Source organism: Acidicapsa acidisoli, from assembly GCF_025685625.1.
In the GTDB taxonomy this organism is placed as follows: Bacteria; Acidobacteriota; Terriglobia; order Terriglobales; family Acidobacteriaceae; genus Acidicapsa; species Acidicapsa acidisoli.
On record NZ_JAGSYI010000002.1, the window covers coordinates 481,002 to 502,662 of the forward strand.

Below are 21,661 nucleotides of genomic sequence, written 5' to 3' on the forward strand. Positions count from 1 at the left end.
AACGAACGCGGGACGTCCGGCCATCCCGGATAATTCCCGTCTATCTGGGGGTGGTAACCCACAGAACGGGCAGTCTTATACAAACATGCCTTCGTCAATCTGAATCAGAAACTCTTCGACCGCTCGCTCCCCTGCCGTGCTGCGTAACATCGCTAGCGCAGGCTTTCCATCAAAGCGGTCCTTTGGCTCAAGCAACCACTCTTTTCCATCCTCGCGGTCACCGAAAACGCGCGCAGCAAGCTCGTAAATCCGAACAACCCGGCCCAGCCGGTCGCTTTCTTCCAGATTCAGCGGCTCATTCCGCTGCCTGCGATGCTTCAGCGTCCGAAGGGGTATCACGACCTCCAGCAATTCCCCCATTTTTATCCCGGAATAGGACGAGAATTGTTCGAGGGCAGACAGCGGTACCCCGCTTTCCACCGCTCGCCAATCGAATGCCGCGGAAGGAAATTCAGGACGTGGAATCGAAGCAGCATGCGCCATAGAGACAGTATGCCACAATTATCGCGGCAGATTGCCCCACAATCCCCCGGGATTATGACGCTATTGCTCCCCTATCGCCCAGTAATTTGCCCTCGCCACCACATGCGCCCCGTAATCCTGCGTCAAATGCACCCGCAGCGTATGCAATCCCGGTGTCGAATCGCTGGGATAAAAGCTCAACAGATACCGGTTCCGCGCATGCTGGGCAACCTCAGTCACCCGCTCCTCAAAAGCCTTGTCGCGCGTAAACGGCGCATACTCCCCACCGCTCATCAGCGCAATCTGCTTCGCGACATTCTTCTTGATCGCCTGCACAGCCATGAGCAGCGTACTAATCGGGTTCATGACACGGTTGTCCCCGTTGTCCTTGAGATCATGCGAAAACTCCGCCCGCGCAGGCGAAAACGTCAGGCTCAGTACCAGAACATCCGTCAACCCGATCCGCTCCACCAGCTTTTCCGGCCTGATATGCCTGCTGCCGTGGTCTCGCTCTTCGCTAATCAGCAACAGCACCCGCCGATATTCCTTGGGCTGCGTTTGCAGCAGGTCGACCGCATACCCCACCGTGTCCAGAATCGCGCTGCCGCCATCTCCCGGCGCAAAATGCCGCAGATCGTCCGTTAGATCGCTTTCGGACTGGGTAAAATCCCGCACCAGTTGCGGCTTGCTGTCAAAACCCACTAGCGCCGCCTCGCTCTTGCCGTCACCCAGAAACAGATCCAACAGCGGCCCCAGCTTCGCCACCTTGTCAAATTCCAGTGCACTCGCCCTTCCCTGCTCCACGGCCACCACCAGCGCCACCGGAGCGGTGTCCATATCCTCCTCTACCCGCAGCTTTTGCGGAACCCCGTTATCCTCCACTACAAAATCGCCGACCTTCAGCCCGTAGATCACCTGGCCATGGTCCTTTTCGACCAGCGTCGGCACCAACACGACATTTGTCGTGACCCGCAGCGTAGGAGTCTCCTCCTGCGGCGTCGGCATTGGTTTCGGCGGCTCTGGAGGAGGTAACTGCTGCGCCCGCGCCACCGCACCGGCGACGCCAAATCCCGTCAAACCTAACCCTAGCAACCAGAGGACTCCCAAAATCCTCCCGCGCCATCCCACGCAACAATTCCCAGCCATCCGCACCCCATCCCGCAAAGTCGCTCGTTTCCAAGCCCGCGCTTCCCAGATTAGACGAAACGCCACGAAGTACGGACGAAGCCGGAAACCATGTCCCCGCTCCGGCTGTCTGCGAAATTAAAGTCGAGCTAACTCACAGGTCAGTCGTCTGTCACGATAGAAGGCACCTATGGCGTCAATTGAGGGATGCAGTTTGGCTTCATTCTCCATCGAAGCGGAGCGGTCGCAGATCAACCAGGCAGATCTCGCGTCGCTCGTCACGTCCTACTCCGCACTCCTCTTTCGCGTCGCACATTCCGTCCTGCGAAGCCGCGCCGAAGCCGAAGACGTCGTGCAGGACGCATTCCTGCGCGTCTTAAAACACCACCGGTCCCTTCACGAAATACGCGACACCCGAGTCTGGCTCGTGCGCATCGCCTGGAATCTCGCCCTCGACCACAAGAAACGCATTCGCCCAGACCAGATGGACGAGATCTTTGCCCAGAGTCTTGTCGCCAGCAGTCTTCCGGCAGACGAAGCCCTGGACCAGGCGCAGCGCATGACCGCAGTCCTGCGCGAAATGGAACGCTTGCCCAAAGCCGAGCGCCATGTTCTGCTCCTCTCCGCAATTGAGGAGCTAGGCACAGCAGAGATTGCGGAAGTTCTGGGAAGAAGTGAATCCGCCGCTCGCGCACTGCTCTTTCGCGCCCGAACAAGACTGCGCGAGCGGCTCGAATCAAGAGGAGGCAAGCGATGAAAAATTCCGAGGAAGCAATCGAAAAAGTAATGGCTGGCCTGCGCAACTCCGAACCTCCCGCCGGAATGGAACTCCGCATCCTCGCCGCCGTAAAGCATCGCGAATCGACGCAGTCCGCTACAAGCCGCTTTCGCGACAACGCTCCCCGGTTGTTGACTCGCCTCAATCAGCAAAAAGGATGGCGCACGGCCTTGGCCGCTACTGCCGTTGGCGTGATCCTGGCTGCATTCGGAATTATGTCTCTCCACCAGCATCGAAAGCCCGCAACGCTGTCAGAACTGCATCCCAACACTTCAGCCGTGTCTTCCACAGTCCAGACAAAAGAGCACACACGCTTATCGCAACCATCTACCGTGACACCAACCAGAGCGACGTCCTCGAACCATGCCTCCCATCTCGTTGCCGCTGAATTCACAATCCGTTCGCACCGGACCCGAAACATCAGCCATCCGGCCCCCGAAGCCCCACTCACGCCGCAGGAAAAGCTCCTCGTACAAATCGCGCAATCCGGCAACCCGCATGCGCTCTCCATGTTGAACAGCGAAATTCGCGTTAGACGAGAAGCGGAAGAGGACGCTGAGTTTCAAAGATTTGCCGACCGATCCGTCGCATCTCCTGACGGAGACAGCAAATGAAATTCAAATACGAAGAAATGAGGAAACACATGATGAAACCGGCAAGCGGAATCCTCGCAATCGCACTTGTCCTCGGTTGCGTTGGCAACACAGCGCCTGCGCAAAACGAGGTCTCCACCGATAAGGCAACCACAACCAACACAGAAAAAGTGTCGAAGACCTATCGCCTCACATACACCATCACCGAGTCCGACGGCGGCAAGAATCTCGGAACCCAGCACTTCTCCCTGACAGTGAACCCGGATTCCAAAGATGCGGAACTCAAAATGGGCAGCCGGGTTCCAATTGAAAGCGCAGCTTACAACACAGAGGGTCCTGCGGCGCACACTAATGTTCAGTATCAATACGTCGATGTCGGCCTGAACATCTCTGCCCGCGTACACGAATTTGCGACCGGCGCCGAAGTCTATTCCAAGTTGGAGCAATCCAGTGTAGCAGAGGCGAAATCGACTATCGGCAGCAATGCCCCAGTAATACGACAGGCAATGTTGCAGAACACCGCGACGCTCACCGCGGGCAAACCAGTCATGCTCGGCTCGCTCGATGTACCCGGAAGCACGCGGCATTTAGACATCGAAGTCATCCTCGAAAACATCAAGTAAGTCCAGAACCGTAAGTCCAATGTTCGATCGGTCATGGTCGGTGTGAAGAATACAGGCTTCGACGGAATAAGTACGGACTTCAGCCCGTACTTATTCCACGCTAAATAAGCCATGCTCTCCCCCGAGTTCAGCTTTCCGCCATCCTGACCTGTTACCGTTCTCCCCACGCATGACTATGTAACGCCCTTCCAGTCGGAAAACCCCAAATAATCCAACCCCCGAATAAAGTCTCTTGACACTCCATCCCACTCTGGGTATATAGTGCGGCTCGCATAGTAAATCGAATTATTAATTGCGGATACTCGGCCGCCGGCTTGTTAGACATACCAGCGCAGCAACGTCGCGTAACAGTCCCAAGCGTCAAAGGAGACTCTCCAATGTTTCATCCTTCTGAAGGCCGCACGCAAGCTTCCACTCCCAACAGAAACCATCCAGTCTTATGGCTCGTCACAGCTTTCCTTTTGCTCTGCTCCACATCACTACGAGCACAGACAGTCGCAACCTACAGCTTCGAAGACGGAACCGCCGACGGCTGGACCTCCTTTTTCGGCGCAAGCACCCCCGTCGCCACCAACGCCGCCGCATGGACCGGCTCTTACAGCCTGCTCACTTCCACCAGTTCCACCGGCACAGGAGGGCCCTCCATCTCGCTGAACAGCGTCCTCCTCGCTGGCGCCCAGTACACCATCACTGGATGGGTCCAGCTCACCCCCGGCGAAAGCCCCGCCAACGCCAACTTCTCCATCAAGCGCAGCGACCCCAGTTGCTCCGGCGGCACCTGTTACGACACCATCGGCAGCTACCAAGTCCCCGTAACCAACTCCGGCTGGGTCCAGATCGGCGGCAGCTACACCGTAAGCACCACCGAAACCGGCCTGCTCCTCTACTCCCAGTTAGTAGGAGCTACCAGCGCCCAATCCTTCTATCTCGACGACGTCATCATCACCGAAACCGCACCACCTCCCGGCGGAACGCCAATAGCCAGCTATACCTTCGCCGACGGCGGCCTCGACGGCTGGACGCCCTTCGGCTCTGCCACCCTAACCAACACCGCGCCGGCCATCCTCGATCCCAACGGAGACACGCACAGCCTTCTCACCACCAACCGCACCGGCGGCTACATGGGACCGAGCCTCAATCTACTCACCGTTCCCAATCTCGTAGCAGGAGCAACGTATCAAATCAGCGCATACGTGCTGCTGGCCGCTCCCGACGCCAGTAATCCCACCGCAACCATCTCGACAAAAACCGCGGACTGCGCGACCTCCGGAGCCTTCGGCAACATCGCAACCTCCGGCCCGCTCTCCAGCACAGCCTGGACCAAAGTCCAGGGCACCTTCAGCTACAGCAATCTCCCCGGCCCGCCGACAAGTCTGACCCTCTACTTCCAGTCCAGCAGCGCGACCGACTCCTTCTACATCAGCGACGTCGTAATCGGCGAACTCGCCCCCGCGCCGCTCAGCCCCAGCCAGCAGGACAACACCGGCATAACCAGCACCTTTGAAGACGGCGGCCTCGACGGCTGGAGTTCTCGCACCGGCAGCTCTACCGTGACCAACTCTACGGCCGAAGCCCACAGCGGAACGCACAGCCTCCTGACCACTGGCCGCATCGCCAACTACGATGGACCGCAGATCAACGTCAGCAACAAGATGTACAACGGATCCGAATACAACCTAAGCGTCTGGGTCATGCTGCAGCCCACAGACGGTTCCAATCACATCCTCAACATGAGCCTCCAGACCACGCTAAGCGGCAACGTAAGTTACCCCAGCATCACCAGCTACCCCGGCGTCACCGTGCCCGCAGACGGCAACTGGCACCAGATCAGCGTTACCGGCTACACCATGGGCAACGCCTACGATCCCGGAGCAGCATATCTCTATCTGCAGACCGTTCCCGCCTCCGGCAACGATCTCGTCTCCTTCTACATCGACGACTTCCAGCTCACCTACGTCGCGCCGCCCACTCCGCAGACCGACATCCCGTCGATCTACAAGACCCTCGCCGAATATTTCCCCATCGGCGCAGCCGTCGACACCACCGATCTCTCCGGCCCACATGCCCAGTTGCTCACCATGCACTTCAACAGCATGACCCCCGGCAACGATCTCAAGTGGAGCTCCATCGAACCGTCCTTCGGCACCTACGACTACACCAACGGCGACGCACTCGTGGGAGAAGCAGTCTGCAACGGCATGAAGGTACGCGGCCAAAACCTGCTCTGGGCAACCGGAGAACAGGTTCCCGCCTACGCCACCGGCGACGGCACCAACTCCGCCGCCAATCAGGCCGCAGTCACCACAAATATCCAGGAACACATCAAGAACGAAGTGCAGCACTACGGCGCCGAAGTCTACGCCTGGGACGTCGTCAACGAGCCGCTCGATCCAACCCAGCCCGACTGTCTCGTCCATGGTCCCTTCTACCAGGTCCTAGGACCGAGTTACATCGACATCGCCTTCAAAGCCGCCCAGCAGTACGCTCCCGCCGGCACCAAGCTCTTCATCAACGACTACAGCACCACCGACCCAGCGCGCCTCGCCTGCCTGGTCAAGGTGATCCACGAGCTTCGCGACCGCGGCGTTCCTGTCAACGCCATCGGCCACGAGATGCACAACCAGATCAACTATCCATCTGTCGAATCCATGGCCACCGCCGTCGAGACAGTCCATGAACACTTCCCGGACCTCGACCAGCAGGTCACAGAACTCGATATGTCCGTCTACAACGCGGGCGATGACACATCCAACTACGGCAATAACATCCCGCCGTCTGTCCTCGCCGAGCAAGGCTGGCTCTACAAACACTACTTCGATCTCTTCCGCCGTCTGAAAGGCAAAATCACCGCCGTCACCATCTGGGGCATGGCAGACGACGACACCTGGCTCGATAGCTTCCCTGTCTCGCGCACCGACTACCCGTTGCCCTTCGACATGCAACTGCAAGCCAAACCAGCCTACTGGGGCATCGTCGATCCTACGCACCTGCCCGGCTACGGCCTCGCGTTCTCCAGCACCCTCACCCGCGCCGATCACGACCAACAGATCCTCACGCTAACCGCCACCAACGGCGACGTCGGCCCCGCCTACAGCACGCAGATCAGCAGCCTCACCCTCGAACAGACTGAAGGCCGCCGTTGCTCGCCAACCATCACCGCACCCGGCGCTTATCCCATCGTCCTCGGTGACCTCGCCGTCAGCGGCTCCGCAAGCGCAACCTTCACCATCAGCTTCGCTGGTTGCGAAGACTCCGCCCGCTTCCGCATTAAAGCGCCGTGGAGCTCCGCAACCTACGAAACCGGCACATACAAGCGAGAAATCCGCGACTGGAAGGACCACGACCACCAACCCTCCCACTAACTCAAACAGACGAAAGCCCAGGCTCTCGCAATCGAGGCCTGGGCTTTCGAATCGTGATATTCACGCAGTAAAACACATTGGGAATAGCGGCTCTACTTTGGCACCAGAGATCGCTCTCTGCTTTCGTCAGGACGGTTGAAACGCGTCCCTTACCTTCGACTGTTGATGGTGGGGAAATTGGATGGTGAGGCCATTTAGAATCTCTAGCCTTGGCGATCCGGTTCCGCTCTGCCAAACCGAATACTGCGGCTCGCAGTAAAGGTTCGCTGTAGCCCCATCTCGCATGCTCCAAACCTTCCCGAGACCCATGCCGATTGGGATATCGTTGACGCCGCTATGGGGGTTGAAGTTCCAGAACCCGGTCGACCGGAGATAATAACCCTTCCTGAAGTTATAGCGGATAATCGGTTGAAGGGTTATCAGCTCCGCCGTGCTCCGTGGCTCCTCCCCGGCGACCCCGGTGAAGGAATGCTGATAAGTGAAAATCGCTCCCGCAAGTCCCCATTTCGCCGCATCCACCGCGATCGTCGCGCCACCGGCCTGCCACTTTCCAGCGCCCATATTGGGATGGCTCGCAGTAGGAATCACGAGAAGAGGGCCCGCCCCAAGGGTCATGTGCTGCACGTGGGTTTCCGCCAGATCAAATATGGTGAAATCGCCAAGTCCCCCGTCCGTACCTTGCGGAAAGACCGGATCCTTGAAGACAGGCTGATAGATACGCGTTATGTTGTTTACTCCGAATAGCTTGAACGGAACGTAGAGTCGAAATAGCTCCTCGTCACTCATGCGACCGTTATAACCTTCGGTTGATGGTATAAGGTAATTCTGCATTACGAGCGTAAGCTTCGGAGTAAGAGGGTTATTCGCATTGTTGGTCGCGCTACCGGCAGGTGCGGCTCCGTCAGATTCAGTGCTTACTTGAGGAGTTGGAGCGTCCGGAACAGCCTGCGCCATGGCAGCTACGGAGAAATAAATGAATAATGTCACGAGTAATAAAATCATGAAACGGTTGCACTACCTCAATCAATAGATTTGCCTTATCTCGCTTCGACACGTCCGCCAGGAAACGGGCAGTCGGCACTGCGGGAATTGGCAGCAGCAGACAAATCAAGGCTTGATGAGGCAGTTGGAATCCACGTGGATCTGTGGACTTATTCAGCGTATCAGGAGATATCTTTCAGAACATCCCACTAAGTAGAGCGTCCCTTCTGACGCCCTTTTCGAGAGGCTTTCTATACCCGTTTTGAGTAAGTGTTAAATACCATGCAAGGGGCATCGCTAACCGGAGAACTCGGATCGACTGTGAGGATCACTGACCCTGGCACATTTTGCATTTTCCCGGAAACCCTCCTCAATCCGGACAATAATAAGAGAATCAGTACCAAAAAGGGAGAAACGGGGCGAGTCCGAAAGTTCTATTCTCGATGCATGAAAGTGTGATTTCCATTCACTTGATAACCTTAGTTTGACTCGTACGATAAACGGCGCATGGTCTTTCAAAGAGGTCTTCGCTTGTCATCCTTCAAACCGTCGAACCTCCAGGCCATCGGAGTGGCAGTCTTCATAATTGTCATCCAGCGAGTCGGCTTCATGGTTCTGGGGCCCGGTCCCACCAGAACGTTGTTCCTCGATTCGCTCATCGTATTTTCCAACTGCGCGGCCATCGCGAGTTGCTTTGCCGCTTCCATGCGCAGAGGCGGCGTGTCCCGTATTTTTTGGCTGCTCTTCGCCAGCGCCTTCGCCATGCAACTCGTCGCAGATGTAAGCTGGGCCTACTGCCGTTACTTCCACATTCAGGTTCCCGATTCCGCCCTGTTTCCCTCTTTGTTCTATCGGCTATATGCCGGACCCATGGCCATCGCCCTCTTCCTGTCGGAAGATACCCGTACTTCGAAACTGGAATCCTTTTTCAACGGAGGCATCGTCGTCGGGCTCGTTGGCATAACCATGTATCAGCTTCAAATGGCCGAGCTAAGCGCCCATGACCCGCGGCTCTGGCAGCAGATCACGATCGGTACTGGAGTCAATCTCATTCTTGTACTAGGCGCATTAGCCCGCTTTGTTTTCTCCGCCCGAGGTAACCTGCACGGGCTCTTTGCGCGGCAGACAATCTATCTTCTGACCTATGTAGGCGTTGCTCTGATTACAAGTATCGGAGACGCCTACTTCGCGGAAATCGACGCGTCCATAGACCTGATCTGGATTGTTACCTATCTCACGGGCGCGGTCCTCGCCATTACATGGAATCCAACCCTCGCCGAGCACGGAACACCAGTTCCACGGATCAGCCGCCGCGCGTCATTACTGTGTTTTAATCTCACCCTCGCCGTAATGGTCCTCGGATGCACGGTTCTCGGGCTCATGTTCGCCGACTCCAGCCGCCTCGTGGGACTATTGGCAATCAGTGTCGCTCTCATCTCCTATGCCATCCGGGGTTCCCTGTTGCAGGACAACCAGGAGAAATACCTCGCCGCCCTCCAGGACAGCCAGGCCCAACTGCACCGTCAGGCTCTATACGACGAACTGACGGGATTGCCCAATCGCCGTCTCTTCGCTGAACGGCTGTCCCAGGCGCTCGCCGTGGCACGCCGTCAACGGCATAGCATCGCGCTGGTGTACTTCGACCTGGATGGATTCAAACCGGTCAACGACCGTTTAGGACACACAATTGGAGATCTACTGCTAAACCGGGCCGCCAGTCGAATGCTCGCCCGGGTTCGAAAATCCGATACCCTCGCCCGCATGGGCGGAGACGAATTCACGCTCCTGCTTTCACACCTTGCCAGCGAGGAACATGCGACCCTGGTCGCAAAGGAGCTATTGAATACCCTGGCTGAGCCGTTCTATCTTGAAGGCCATTCAATCGCTATCACAGCCAGCATCGGCATCGGCATCTCTCCCTGCGGCGCCACTGACTCCGCGAGATTAATTCATGAGGCAGACAGCGCCATGTACGCTGTAAAACGCACCGGCGGAAATGGTGCAAAGCTTTACTCGCCCGAACTGGGATAGCCACTCCCGCCCCTGTCGAAACCGGGACGCCCAACGGCCCATCCATCAGACATCCGAGGGCTGGCCCATCGCTGTTCGTGTCCCTTGCGTAGAATTCTTGCCCAAAACCGCATAATCAAAAGAGGTGACCGTATATTTCCCTGTTCCGGCTTTCAAGCTCAGAAGGATTTGCCGTAGCAAAATCGCTCTAAAACCGCCCAAAAACGCCATTTTAGCGCCACAATTTCAGCCTTAAGCCATTTAACTACAATGGTTTAGACCAACAAGACGGGGTACCCCCTACCCCCTATGTGTTTTCCGTCCATTTTTCCACTGCGAAATCGGCTTGGTTTCGGGGAATCTGCATCACAAATCCAAAATCTATCCGCCGAAGGAACGACCAGCCGATCAGCCCCGATGCCGGATCTCCCGCTCCAGGCGCCCCGTCCACGCCAGAAAATCAAGCAGTTCCCACCGCGACGTCCAGACAAAGGCCAGGACATCCCGCCCGCGTAAGCTCTCGGCCTTTTTCCCGGAATAGGTTTCAATTCGCCACTTGAGATATTCGCTTCGCCAGGGAGTGAACCGGTTTCCCCGGGTAGCATTCCAGATAAATCGCAGTGGCGCAAACATCGGCAGATCCCTCGCACTTGAGTATAAAGTGCGAGGACGATCGTGCCACGCGTGCAATTGCCAAGTCAGATGCGAAGATGCAGTCGAATACAACCTCAACCCGGCAGATGGTCGAAGAGACTTCCTTGACTGAGCGCCGCAATCACGCTGATCAGCGCCGACTGCTGGGATTGAACGAGCGCAAGTTGTGTCGACACCGACGGAATATCCGCCTGCATCAGATTGGTCTGTACCGCAGTAAGCTGCGTGGCCTGCTCCGTCGCTACTCCCGACGCGTCGTTCAGTTGCGTCAGCGAGTTATCGATGGTAACGCGCTGCTGGCTCGTATAATTCAACGCGCTGTTCAGTGCTCCTGTATCCGCAACCCCGTTGCCGACACCCCCACTGGCATAGTCCGCGACCAGGTTATTCAGCGTACCCAGAACATTGGCAGTCGCCGACGTAAAGACCTCGTTGCCGGGTACATTCAGTTGAATCGACTGACCGTTCGGAGTCACCATCGTATTGACATTGCTGTCGCCGTTGTAAGTTACCGTCGCGGGCGATGTCGAGTTATCCAGCGTAAATGGAGCCGCTCCTGTTTGACTGCCACCGAAGATGTACTGCCCCTGGTAACTGGTATTCGCCAGCGACATTACCTCATCCCGAATCCCGGCAATCTGGCTGGAAATAGACTTCAGATCGCTGGCATTCAACGTACCATTGTTCGCCTCAGTCGCCAGGGAGATCGCCTGATTCAACTGCGAAACTACGCTGCCCAGCGTGGAGTCGGTCACCTGAAGCAGCCCCTGCGTAACACTGCTGCTCTGCGTGAAAGAATCGTCCTGCTGGATACTGTTCAACAACTGAACATTCTGGGCCGCAGCCACTGGATCGTTCCCAATCGACGTCACCCGAAGACCGCTCGACAGCTCTTCGCTTAACTGCTGCTGGGTCACTTGTGTCTGATCCAGAGCGCCGCTGAGATTCACGACATAAAACGGGTCCACACGCATTTTTCCCTCGCTTCTCTTCGTTTTCGTCTGAAAGGAATTTAGGATACGGCTGTCTCGACACCGAGATTCACGGCAGACGCCATGATGGTGTTCAGGATGGTAAAAACCTCCGACCCGGCCTGATACGAGCGCTGGAACTCTTCCAGGTTGCTGGCTTCGTCATTGAGACTCACCCCCGAGAGGGAGTTCACCTGCGTTTGAAGCTGCGACACGGATGCCGTGAGCGCGGTGTTTTCCGTAGTCGTTTCGGAAACTGTCGCGCCCAGGGTGCTCACCAGGTTCGAATAGAAATTCGATGGAGTCTGGCCGTTGATAATGTTCTGATTGGCAAGATTCGCAACCTTTGTAGCGTTCGAACCATCTCCGCTACCGAGTCCCAGTCCAGCGGCAGCGATCTTGTTCGGATCGGTCATCACAACCTGCATCGCGGCTGCGCTTCCAGCTACCTGCGTCGGCGCGTTGAAGATATTGCCTGCGTTGCCGTTGTCTCCGTCAAGGTCTGTGCCCGCGTTGTTGATCGTGTTGACCTGCGTGGCGATGCCGTAAGCAAGCTGATCCAGCGAGGCGAGCGTCGTTGGAATACTCTGGTCCCGCGCCGTCAGCAATCCACCTAGTTGGCCGCCCCCGGATGCGAGTGCGGAAGTGATATCGGTACCACCGAGATAGAAGTGCGTAACTCCGTTCACATCTCCGGAGGTGATCTGAAACGAGGCGCCTTCCGAGGCCAGCAACTGCCCGCCGGTCGTCGTTATGCTCAACCCATTCTGCTCGGTTGTAATCTGATTGATTCCGATCAATTGGGAGAGTTGGCTGAGATCGGCCTGGCGCTCATCCTCAAGCGACCCTGCGTCCTGGTTCGGCGAAAGCGACTGAATCTGTTTCGTTACCTGGGCCAGCGATGTCGTGAGCGCATTCACCTGGGCTACGACCGTGACTGCGGACTGGTCGAGCGACGACTGCTGCGCATTGATGCTCGCCGCTGCGCTTGAAATATCCCCCGCCAGCGTGGTTGCGGCGGACAGGACGCCCTGTCGATCCGCATTGCTGGTCGAGGAGGACTCCAGTTGCGAATAGGCGTCGAAAAAGTTGGTGATGTCGTTTCCGATGTTGCCCGTCGAACTGGAGCTGGAGGCGGGCGTGAAGGTATCCTGCAGTGTCGTCAGCGCCGTCAGCAGAGCAGTCGATGAGGCACTCTGCTGCTGTTGCTGATCCAATCGCTGATTCAGAACAAGATCCCGCTGTGAAACCGCTCCTGTAACGGTCACTCCCTGCCCATACGAGCTGCCGTTAATGTAAATTGGTTGATTTTCCGACCAGTTCGGAACTTCCCGCGTATACGATTCATTCGAAGCATTCGCCACGTTGTTGGCGGTAATGTTGAGAGCTTCCTGATCGGCATCGAGAGCCGAAGTAATGATGTTGAGAGCTGAACTAATTGTCCCCATACTCAGCCGCCTTCTCCATGGAATGGAAACCGTCGATCTTCCTGCTGCGATACCCGACAGGCCCAATAGCCGGCGCCGCTTGCGAATCTATTTGCTTCTCTAACCGAAGAACATGGAGCCGCATGAGCACGGTGAGGTTCGCGCGCGTCTTGCCCAGTACTCGGCCCAGCAGCTTCACTTCGGGTTCGGCTTTCCGCAACTCGACTCCAAGCTGGGCTCTAGCGGCCTTGCGATCCCCTGCATTCTCAATTTCGCGGTTCAGGACTGCGCAGCATCTGGCTAGCTCCTCAAGCCTCTCAGCGTCCATGCGAACAAGAGCCTCAGTCGCCTGGTGAACAATTTGCCGAATCGCTAACTCCGGCTGCAATTTTTCTTGCCATTCCATCGTCATATCCAAAAACCCTCACAATTGCGGCGGACGCTCCGTGGTGGATCATGCACCGGCCTTATTTTTCCGGCGCGAGCATCGAGGTAACAATCTTCTGTGCAACGTCTTCGGCGGAGACCTGGTAGGTTCCGGCCTGCAGCGCACTTTGGATACTGGTTACTTTGTCCATGCGAACATCGGGGGCAGCCGTTGACTGTGCCAGTTGGGTCGCAAGATCACTCAGCTGCGCTTTGTCGGCTTCACCTTGAGGCGTGCTGCTCCCCTTAGTTGCGACCGTATTCGTTATCGCCTGGGACGAAAAGATCTGGGAGATATCTTCTATTCCGTTCGGTATCTTCATTTCTTACTCTCCATAGTTGTCATATCGTCTCTATTTTTAATCACTGTAGTCATTTGAATGGCACATTGGGGGCATTCCCGTTCGGACTTCCTGCTACATTTCGATTCCCGGAATGGTTTCGCGTAGCGAATTGATGCAGAATGCTCGTCGCAATGCCAAATCCCCCGTGCTCGGAGATTGCCTTCCCCAGCGCTTCTCCAGCAAAGGAGCCAAGGGCTGATGACGAACCCTCGTCGTCTCCATCGCCGCCTGTCAGCGCATCGCCCGATTGCAGCGGAGCCATCAGCTCCTTCATCATGGAGGCTTCAAACTCATGAGCCGCACTTACCAGTTTCGGCGATAGACCCGCGTTTGAATTCCCGGCGCCAGCGTTCACCTTCGGCAACGCCGGCGTTTGTAAGCCCAAATGAATCACTACAACACCTCCAGATCTGCTTCCAGAGCGCCAGCTTCCTTCATTCCCTGCAGGATAGAGATCACGTCTCTCGCCGTTGCCCCGATCTGCTGCAACTCCTGCACCAGATCCTCTACAGTCGCTCCCGCCTTCAATTCAATCTGGTTCACGGGCTTGTCCTGCGCCTGCAAGGTCGTTTGCTGTACAACCTGGGTTGTGCCTTGCGCGAATGCGTTGGGCTGTGAAACCTGGTTCTCGACGATTACGTTGATTGAGAGTCCCCCGTGGAGGATCGAAACAGGCTGAAGGCGTACCTTGCCGCCGATGACCACTGTTCCAGTTCGCTCATTGACAACCACCCTCGCTCTGGGAAAGACCTCGATTTCGACCGCCTCGACCTGCTCCAGCAGAGCCGGTAGATCCTCCCCCGGTTGCGGCGTGATTTCCACCCGTCGGCTATCTGCAACATGCGCTCGATCGGTCTTCAAAACGGTATTGATCGCTCCGGCCATCCGCTCTGCGGTGTGAAAGTCAGCGTCATTGAGCACCACGCTGACCGTATGCATGTCCTTCATGTCAAAAGGTACGATCCTCTCGACCAAGGCCCCGGACGGGACGCGCGCCGTCGTGGGATGGTTCACCTGCCGGGTGTTCGCGCCTCCGGTGACCTGATACCCGCCCAGCACCAGCGGTCCCTGCGCTTGCGCATAAATCTGGCCGTCCGGTCCGTATAGCGGCGTCATCAGCAATACGCCGCCTTCCAGGGACCTGGCATCCCCGGCCGACGAGACCGTGACATCCAGCCGTTCGCCAGTCCTACTGAAGGGCGGCAGAGTGGCAATCGCGAAAACTCCAGCGATATTCTTCACCTGCATGTTGCTGGCGCTGTTGGTTCCAGTCTGGGGAACGGTGATGCCAAGGCGCTCTAACGTCGAGAGCAGCGTCTGAACCGGGTAAACCGTTTGCTGCGTGTCCCCGGTTCCGCGCAATCCAACGACGATTCCGTATCCGATCAGTTGGTTGTCGCGGATGCCTTCAATCGACGCAACATCTTTGACGCGGGTGAGTTGGGCGACCGGGGCTGTTTCGGTTGTCTTGCGCATGAGATCTGTCGACGTCGAGTTCAGCGTTACCCGTGATGGCGGAAAGGCCTGTCCGGACGTCTGCGCATTCCCCATATCGACAGAAACAGCGGTTGCCAGACAGATGCCGGCCACCAAGTACTGAACCGGCGTAAAACTCCCCGTCCCCCATCCATCCATCGACACTCTTCGGCTCCTTTTCCGCGATGCCCCATCTATCGCTTTGCACAAAATCAGAAGACCAGCAGCTTCTGCAAGAACCGCCATACAGGATTCTGACGGTAGGTATAGTCGTTGATGATGCCCTTGCCGGTTACTTCCAGTTCCAGATCGGTCATGGCAGTCGAAAGCACCTGATTCTGCGCGCTCACATCTTCCGGTCGAACCAATCCCCGCAGCTTGATCAACTGCGTTTGTTGCGAAAAGGTCAGCTGGCGGGTCGCCTGCACGACCAGCATGCCGTTGGGCAGCACATCCACAACCTCCCCGCCAAACGTCGTCGCAAGGCTGGAGTTGGTCACGCTCTGTCCTTGGGCGGTGAGGCCCGACGCGGCATTCTGCCCGAGCAGATTCTGCAGCCGGTTGGATGCGCCGAGGCTGCCGAAGAGGCCCGTGAATCCGGAACTGGCATTCGATGCGCGGGAGTTCTTCACCTGGCCGTCGGTTTCAGCAGCGACGCTTTCCGCTACCACGATTGAAACCACGTCGTGCAGGCGCACGGCTTTGGCATCCGTCGAAAGCCTCACCAGACGGCCCTGATCGACCCAGATTGACCCCGGCGTCCGCACTTCGGTTTCATGCTGTGTGTGGACGCGCTGAATGTAAGCCTTCAGAGCTTCTTCCGGCGGCGTTGCCTTGGCAGGGGTAGCACCAGCGCCGTTCCCCTTCTTTTTTCCAGGCAGATCGATGGCTGCGGCGTCTGAGTTCCAGCCAAGAGCGGCGAGAAGTACGGTGGCCGCAAGCAATGCAGCCAGGGAAGGCTTTCGCGAGCCTCGTAAACATGCAGAATGCATCCTCATGACTGCCCCTTCACGGCTTGACCTCTTCTTCGATCGTCCATCTCGCCTGCCCCGCACCGGTTGCGATGACGGAGACGACTTTTCCCGCAATGCCATGCGGCGTAGTCGATCCCGCGCTCAAACGAACTCGCACACTGTCTCCGGTCCTTGCAGACTCAAGTGCCACCGCCTCAATTTCCGCATGGAGAACCGCCGAGTCCTGCTCAACGATCAAACGATCTCCTGCACGGACCGCAAGCGGCCGAGTGATATTCGGGGAAAACTGCGAGCCATTCCCGGCAGGAAGGCTGACCTGATTCGACCCGTTGCCCGCTGAGCCGGTCGCAGCGGCGGAATTACCTCCGCGATCTGGACCAGCGCCCGCATTCACCAGGACTAGCCTTCCCGGCCAGCCGGGATGTTCTGCATTGCTCTGGATTCTCCAATGAGAACCCAAACAAGGATCGACGAACTCTCGACCGGCTTCACCTGGAGCTCGAAGCGGATCCACTGGACTAGAGCAGAGTGCAAACGGCACATGCCAGACCGGCGCGACCAACATCAAGCATCCAGCCAGCGCCGAGGTGCGGCTTATCGCCCACTGGCCGACCGGATGTTCACTTGCTCTCGCGCTTGTTTTGATTCTTGTCGCGATCTTTGTCTCGATCATGGACATCTCCCTACCGAGTCACCTCAGTCCGACTAAACCGACCAGCCGCCAATCCGGCCTTAACGGGTCATGTTATTAACCTGCGAATACATGTCGTCCGCCGCCTTGACTACCTTGGAGTTCGACTCATAAGCCCGCTGCGCTAACACCATCTGCACGAACTCGGTCACAACATCGACGTTCGAGTTCTCAAGATAGCCCTGCTGCAGCGTTCCCAGGCCTTCCGTGCCTCCCGGATTGCCGAGCACCGGATTGCCTGAACTCAGCGTCTCCTGCAGCAGATTGCTTCCCATGCTCTGCAATCCTCCAGGGTTGGCAAAGGTAGCGAGCTGAATCTGGCCCAACTGAGTAGGATTGGTCTGTCCCGGCAGAGTGGCGTTCACAACGCCATACTGCGTCACCGTAACCGCGGTTGCATTGGCCGGAATGGTGATCGTGGGCACCAGGGGGTCGCCGGCTGTGGTCACAATTGTTCCCTGATTGTTCTGGTAGAACTGTCCAGCTCGCGTATAGGCTACCGTTCCATCCGGGCGCTGCACCTGAAAGAAGCCCGATCCTTCAATCGCCAGATCCAAAGGATTGTTGGTCTGATTCAACTCGCCTTGCGTCATGATTACCTCAGTCGCAGCTGGGCGAGTGCCAAGGCCGACCTGCAAGCCCGCCGAGACGGTGGTCGGCGACTGGGCTGCACCTGGCGTGATCAGGTTCTGGTACAACATATCCTGAAACTCAAGACTCGACTGGCGAAAACCGGTCGTTGAAGAGTTGGCCAGGTTATTGGCGATGGTATCGAGATTGAGCTGCTGTGCGCTCATGCCGCTGGCGGCCGTATAAAGAGCTCGTATCACGTTGCTTTCTCCTTCGGATTACTCGAAATCGGATCGGTTCACACCAAACTACGCCCGGGCTACACGCGGGGAATATCCTCGGATGCCGTCTTATTGAAGTCGGTGTGAAAGATGGTGAGAGCCTTCTGCATGGTCTCTGCCTGGCGCTGCATCATGATCAGGTCGAGACTGCCCTGAATGACATCCTGATTGGCTGCTTCCAAAGCGCCCTGATGGACAATGGCTGCGGGCGCGAGCGCAGCCTGCACGCGTGCAGGGGCTATGTACCGATTCTTACCCTCGGGCGTAAGTTGCGTTCCTGCCGGGAAAGCGAACACGCCGACCGCCGCGACCGTGGCTCCTCCGACCGACAACGCACCGTCAGAACCCACGGAGACCTCGCCTGGCGGCACTGGAATCGGACGGTTCTGCGCAGAGAGCACCGGCTCCCCGGCAGTCGTTACAAGCTGTCCGTCGCGCGCGCGGTGAAAGCTTCCATCGCGCGTGTAGCGGACGCCATTCTGAGTCTGCACGGCGAAGAATCCCTGCCCCTCGATAGCCAGATCGAGCGCATTGCCCGTCGGCGTGAGAACGCCCTGGCCCATGTCAAGATGGTCGCCACCAAGCACGCCAAAGTTATTCACCGTGCCGCCCAGCTGCGAGTCTCCTCCCAGAGGATCAAGCAGAACCGAGCGAAAGTACTCGCGCTCGGCACGATAGCCTGCGGTCTGCGCATTCGCCAGATTGGATGCTGCAGTATCCAGCGCCTGTGTGCGAGCGACCAGACCCGCGAAGGCTGCATAGTAGCCACTATCCATCGATCGATCTCCTCTGTGTATGTCAAGAGCAGTAGGAGGACCAAAAGATCTGCGCTGGGATTAGAGATAACTCAGTAAGTTAAATAAATATGGAACGCATGAAGGCGGAATGGCTCCATATGCATAGGGCCACTCCGCCTTCAGTTGCATGCGTGGGTGCATTTACGCAGTTAAGCCGTTGTTACTGAAGCCCGTCGCAAATGATAGTCACCTCGAAAACGGTGCTCTCAAATTCATAGACGTGATGGAGACGAAACTCCGGAGCCTGGACGTGAATATGATAGTTGCTTCCTGTGATGACTGCCGGAATGGACAGTCCGCAGTTTGCGGAAAGATCGGGAGTCCGTCCCTTCCACGCACCAGCAAGCATGTTGCAAACCTCGCCAATTGCGTCCTTTACCGTGTCGTCAATTTCCGAGAATTCCATTCCCGTCAGCTTCCCCGCTATGGCGAGAGCCGCCGATGCTCCGGAGCGAAAGACGCACGCTCCGCTCAACAGGCCGCCGAAGCCCACGACGGCCGTAATTGTCTCCGGTTCCTCGGGCATTGCCAGTTCGGTTGGCCGGCAGGCTGCGCCGAGCATCATGTGAAAGACTTCCTCCACGCTGGAGTCGAGATTCGTCGGATCTGAGACAAGGTGCAGATTCTCCCGCAGTGACAGCGTCATCGCATTCTCCATTTGATCCAGAGAGCCGGGTCGCACACCGGCTCCTGGGAATTTCCCGTTGTATTGAAAGATGAGCCCACAACCGGGCTCGAAAACGTATGTGCTACCGGCCTTCGACAGCAGTCAGCAAGGGCAGAACCCGTTCCTTCACCTGTTCGGCGGTAAAGGGTTTGCGGATGTAGCCCTGCGCTCCGGCGAGAATCGCCTGCTTGACATGCTCTTCGCTGGATTCGGTGGTAATCATCACCACTGGAACCCCGTCCGCCAGATTCTGGCTGCGAAGCTGCCGCAGAAATTCAAGCCCGTCCATGGAGGGCATATTGATATCGGAGAGAATAAGATGCACAGATTGACCGCTCAGCACCTGCAGTCCTTCGACTCCGCTGCCCGCTTCCAGTACCACCATGGGCTCAAGGCCCGCCTGGCGCAGAGAGCGCTCCACAATCTTCCTCATCACAGACGAGTCATCCACAATCAGCACACGCATTTCACTCATTTGTCCCCCCACCTCGTTTGTCGTTATCGGCTCTAGTCTGTCAATCTTGAATCCGTCTTTTTTGCTTCAACGAAATCGCTGTTGCAGGCTTGATACCGAGACTTCAGTTCGCCGCAAGGGAACAAATCACATCTTCGACGTCCGCGATATTCGGCGCGGCTGCCGGTCGCGGATTCTTCCACATGCGAAGCCACAGACAGTCATGCATCCGTACTAATCTAGATTCCGCAGGCTTGAACCGTTCGACGGCCTTGGTCAGAACCCTCACCAGCGGAGACTCCGATGCAGCCTCGACCAGCTCCGTTCTTGGATAACTTGCGCTCATCATCCGTTCAAATGCGGGCCGGAACTGGGACCCATGCACGAGGCCGGCTTCCACCCGCAAACCAAGCATCCGTTCGGCCGCAAGCACTACTACGGGGTCAGGCCGCTCTTCAAATCCGAGGTAGAGGATCTGTCCAGCGGCAACGCGTAACGGCAATGCGCCAAATGCCTCGACAAAGAGCCGGGGCAGCAGGCTCGCCATGGTGGCGGGATCGTGATGCTCCAGCGGCAACACCGGGCAACTCCATTGAAGCCCCAGAGCCCGCGTAACGAGCGGCTCCGAAATGCCTTGCTCGTGCACCAGCCAATTGCCCAATCTACCCCGGCCCGCAGCGCGCTGCGCATCCAGTGCCTTGCGCAACTGTTCCGAGGTGATCCAGCCTTGCTCCAACATCACTAGTCCCAGCGGCAACCGATGCCGATGAGGAGTCGAATCGATGCGTTTGGCCTTCGTTTCGCGGCGCACCGCAGCCTCGATATTCGCCGCGATGCATCGAGCGGAACAGCCCCATCCGCCCTCAAAGAATGGGCCGGACCGGCTTCTCCAAATCTGAAGCCACCCGCTGTCGCACCCCGGATTGGAACAGGTCGAGACAAGTCCGGAAAAGACTCCGCGCGAACCGCGCTGAGGCGCCGGGCGCGACAAACCCGGAGCGCGTCTATCCGGATTGCCGGGTTCACGATCCACACTCCGCAGAGTCTCCCACGAGGTCAGTTTCTCCTTTGAGGACCGCTCTCCCGCGCGATTGAATTCATCGTCTAAAAGAGGCATCGAATACTCTCCAGTCGTCTTTGCGGCTCTGCAACCTCTGTCACTCGCAGTCCGAAGTTGCCGTTGACGAGAACGACTTCTCCACGGGCCACGATCTTATCTCCGACAATCAGGTCAACCGGATCGTTGATGTGCCGATCAAGCTGAACTACGTCCCCGGGTCCAAGGTCGAGGATTTCGCCGAGGGGCATCTCGCGTGCTCCAAATCGGAGAGAAGCCTCAAGCTCGACATCCAGCAACAGTTCGAGGCCGGGGGAGAGGGATGTCGGCCGAGACGGCGATGCGGTTGTGAAGCTGTCCCACGGGCCGCGTCCTCCGTTGAATGGCTTGCCCGATGATTCCTGTCTCGCGCTCGCTGCGGAAGCAGTCGACTTGGCGGATGCGGCCAGACGCATCTCGCTGTTGACCTGGATCAGCCACGTTCTATCTCCGGCCTTCAGTAGAAACGCGCGCGAAAGCTTTCCCTCTTCGGTGATTGCGTCAAAGGCCGTTACATGGCATTTTCTACCAGTCTTTGCGAGCAATTCTCCCGCTGCAGCATCGGCGACTTCTCTGAGAAGTTCTGCCCAGCCAGCCTTCTGATCCGCTCCCTCGCCGAGGAGATTCGAACCTGCGAGGGACGCGTCCAGCAACACGGCAAATCGTCCCGCCTCGTCTCCTTCCAACGTCGCCGCAAAGCCGAAGGTTCCAGCCAGCATAGGCTTCGGCAGCGCATCGGAAAGGACTGGTTCTCCAAGAAGAGCCTGTGAAAATAGGCTGGTAGCTACATTGATCCAACAATCGAGATAGTTCAGTTTTTCACTCATCGTATTTGCGCTCGCTTAGGGCTCATTTGCAACTCCTCCGTTTGCCTTTCCTGTTCTCCACTTCGATCCAGT

General features: G+C 57.4%; 22 protein-coding genes. 5 read left to right on the forward strand and 17 right to left on the reverse strand.

Annotated elements, in window-relative coordinates; translation table 11 throughout:
- Nucleotides 1–75: 75 nt before the first annotated feature.
- Both OHL23_RS11995 and OHL23_RS12000 read right to left on the reverse strand, forming a co-directional pair.
- Nucleotides 76–483: an antitoxin Xre-like helix-turn-helix domain-containing protein gene (locus OHL23_RS11995; protein ID WP_263352119.1), complete on the reverse strand. Its 408-nt coding sequence runs from the start codon at nt 481–483 to the stop codon at nt 76–78.
- 60 nt (nt 484–543) lie between these two features.
- A complete protein-coding gene (locus tag OHL23_RS12000) occupies nt 544–1,554 on the reverse strand; it encodes a VWA domain-containing protein (protein ID WP_263352120.1) in 1,011 nt (336 codons plus the stop codon).
- 223 nt (nt 1,555–1,777) lie between these two features.
- Between OHL23_RS12000 and OHL23_RS12005 the strand changes: the two genes are divergently transcribed.
- The 4 genes from OHL23_RS12005 to OHL23_RS12020 all read left to right on the forward strand — a co-directional run bounded on the left by OHL23_RS12005 (nt 1,778) and on the right by OHL23_RS12020 (nt 6,943).
- On the forward strand, nt 1,778–2,344 hold the full coding sequence (locus OHL23_RS12005; RefSeq protein ID WP_263352121.1) for an RNA polymerase sigma factor: 567 nt from the start codon (nt 1,778–1,780) through the stop codon (nt 2,342–2,344).
- Entirely contained in the window at nt 2,341–2,979 is a 639-nt protein-coding gene (locus OHL23_RS12010) for a hypothetical protein (protein ID WP_263352122.1), read from the forward strand. Before OHL23_RS12005 ends, OHL23_RS12010 begins: the two co-directional genes overlap by 4 nt.
- A gap of 29 nt (nt 2,980–3,008) precedes the next feature.
- Entirely contained in the window at nt 3,009–3,581 is a 573-nt protein-coding gene (locus tag OHL23_RS12015) for a hypothetical protein (protein WP_263352123.1), read from the forward strand.
- Nucleotides 3,582–3,958: 377 nt separating this feature from the next.
- The gene (locus OHL23_RS12020) at nt 3,959–6,943 is read left to right on the forward strand and encodes an endo-1,4-beta-xylanase (protein WP_263352124.1); all 2,985 of its coding nucleotides are present in this window, start codon (nt 3,959–3,961) and stop codon (nt 6,941–6,943) included.
- 126 nt (nt 6,944–7,069) lie between these two features.
- On the opposite strand, the gene OHL23_RS12025 is transcribed toward OHL23_RS12020, so the two are convergent.
- On the reverse strand, nt 7,070–7,930 hold the full coding sequence (locus OHL23_RS12025) for a hypothetical protein (RefSeq protein ID WP_263352125.1): 861 nt from the start codon (nt 7,928–7,930) through the stop codon (nt 7,070–7,072).
- Between the two features lie 525 nt (nt 7,931–8,455).
- Here OHL23_RS12025 and OHL23_RS12030 point away from each other — a divergent pair.
- Entirely contained in the window at nt 8,456–9,955 is a 1,500-nt protein-coding gene (locus tag OHL23_RS12030; RefSeq protein ID WP_263352126.1) for a GGDEF domain-containing protein, read from the forward strand.
- A gap of 707 nt (nt 9,956–10,662) precedes the next feature.
- Here the strand turns inward: OHL23_RS12030 and flgL are convergent.
- The 14 genes from flgL to OHL23_RS12100 form a co-directional block, all read right to left on the reverse strand.
- Nucleotides 10,663–11,562, reverse strand: a complete 900-nt coding sequence (flgL, locus tag OHL23_RS12035; RefSeq protein WP_263352127.1) for a flagellar hook-associated protein FlgL — start codon at nt 11,560–11,562, stop codon at nt 10,663–10,665.
- A gap of 38 nt (nt 11,563–11,600) precedes the next feature.
- Nucleotides 11,601–13,007, reverse strand: coding sequence for a flagellar hook-associated protein FlgK (flgK, locus tag OHL23_RS12040; RefSeq protein WP_263352128.1), 1,407 nt, complete (start codon nt 13,005–13,007; stop codon nt 11,601–11,603).
- Nucleotides 12,994–13,392 carry a hypothetical protein gene (locus OHL23_RS12045; protein WP_263352129.1) on the reverse strand — a complete coding sequence of 133 codons (399 nt, stop codon included), beginning with the start codon at nt 13,390–13,392 and terminating at the stop codon, nt 12,994–12,996. The genes flgK and OHL23_RS12045 overlap by 14 nt, the downstream gene beginning before the upstream one ends.
- 61 nt (nt 13,393–13,453) lie before the next feature.
- A complete protein-coding gene (gene flgM, locus OHL23_RS12050; RefSeq protein WP_263352130.1) occupies nt 13,454–13,735 on the reverse strand; it encodes a flagellar biosynthesis anti-sigma factor FlgM in 282 nt (93 codons plus the stop codon).
- 49 nt (nt 13,736–13,784) lie between these two features.
- Nucleotides 13,785–14,150 (reverse strand): hypothetical protein, encoded by a 366-nt coding sequence (locus OHL23_RS12055; RefSeq protein ID WP_263352131.1) that lies wholly within the window; start codon nt 14,148–14,150, stop codon nt 13,785–13,787.
- A complete protein-coding gene (locus OHL23_RS12060) occupies nt 14,150–15,391 on the reverse strand; it encodes a flagellar basal body P-ring protein FlgI (RefSeq protein ID WP_317891696.1) in 1,242 nt (413 codons plus the stop codon). The genes OHL23_RS12055 and OHL23_RS12060 overlap by 1 nt, the downstream gene beginning before the upstream one ends.
- Before the next feature lie 53 nt (nt 15,392–15,444).
- Nucleotides 15,445–16,230 (reverse strand): flagellar basal body L-ring protein FlgH, encoded by a 786-nt coding sequence (locus OHL23_RS12065; RefSeq protein WP_263352132.1) that lies wholly within the window; start codon nt 16,228–16,230, stop codon nt 15,445–15,447.
- A 10-nt stretch (nt 16,231–16,240) separates the two neighbouring features.
- Nucleotides 16,241–16,879: a hypothetical protein gene (locus tag OHL23_RS12070; RefSeq protein WP_263352133.1), complete on the reverse strand. Its 639-nt coding sequence runs from the start codon at nt 16,877–16,879 to the stop codon at nt 16,241–16,243.
- Nucleotides 16,880–16,938: 59 nt separating this feature from the next.
- The gene (gene flgG, locus OHL23_RS12075) at nt 16,939–17,727 is read right to left on the reverse strand and encodes a flagellar basal-body rod protein FlgG (protein ID WP_263352134.1); all 789 of its coding nucleotides are present in this window, start codon (nt 17,725–17,727) and stop codon (nt 16,939–16,941) included.
- Nucleotides 17,728–17,786: 59 nt separating this feature from the next.
- Nucleotides 17,787–18,524 carry a flagellar hook basal-body protein gene (locus OHL23_RS12080; RefSeq protein ID WP_263352135.1) on the reverse strand — a complete coding sequence of 246 codons (738 nt, stop codon included), beginning with the start codon at nt 18,522–18,524 and terminating at the stop codon, nt 17,787–17,789.
- Nucleotides 18,525–18,705: 181 nt separating this feature from the next.
- A complete protein-coding gene (locus tag OHL23_RS12085; RefSeq protein WP_263352136.1) occupies nt 18,706–19,191 on the reverse strand; it encodes a chemotaxis protein CheX in 486 nt (161 codons plus the stop codon).
- Nucleotides 19,192–19,294: 103 nt separating this feature from the next.
- Nucleotides 19,295–19,687 carry a response regulator gene (locus OHL23_RS12090; protein WP_263352137.1) on the reverse strand — a complete coding sequence of 131 codons (393 nt, stop codon included), beginning with the start codon at nt 19,685–19,687 and terminating at the stop codon, nt 19,295–19,297.
- A 103-nt stretch (nt 19,688–19,790) separates the two neighbouring features.
- On the reverse strand, nt 19,791–20,783 hold the full coding sequence (locus OHL23_RS12095) for a GspE/PulE family protein (RefSeq protein WP_263352138.1): 993 nt from the start codon (nt 20,781–20,783) through the stop codon (nt 19,791–19,793).
- Entirely contained in the window at nt 20,771–21,589 is an 819-nt protein-coding gene (locus tag OHL23_RS12100; RefSeq protein ID WP_263352139.1) for a FliM/FliN family flagellar motor C-terminal domain-containing protein, read from the reverse strand. The genes OHL23_RS12095 and OHL23_RS12100 overlap by 13 nt, the downstream gene beginning before the upstream one ends.
- Nucleotides 21,590–21,661: the final 72 nt, after the last annotated feature.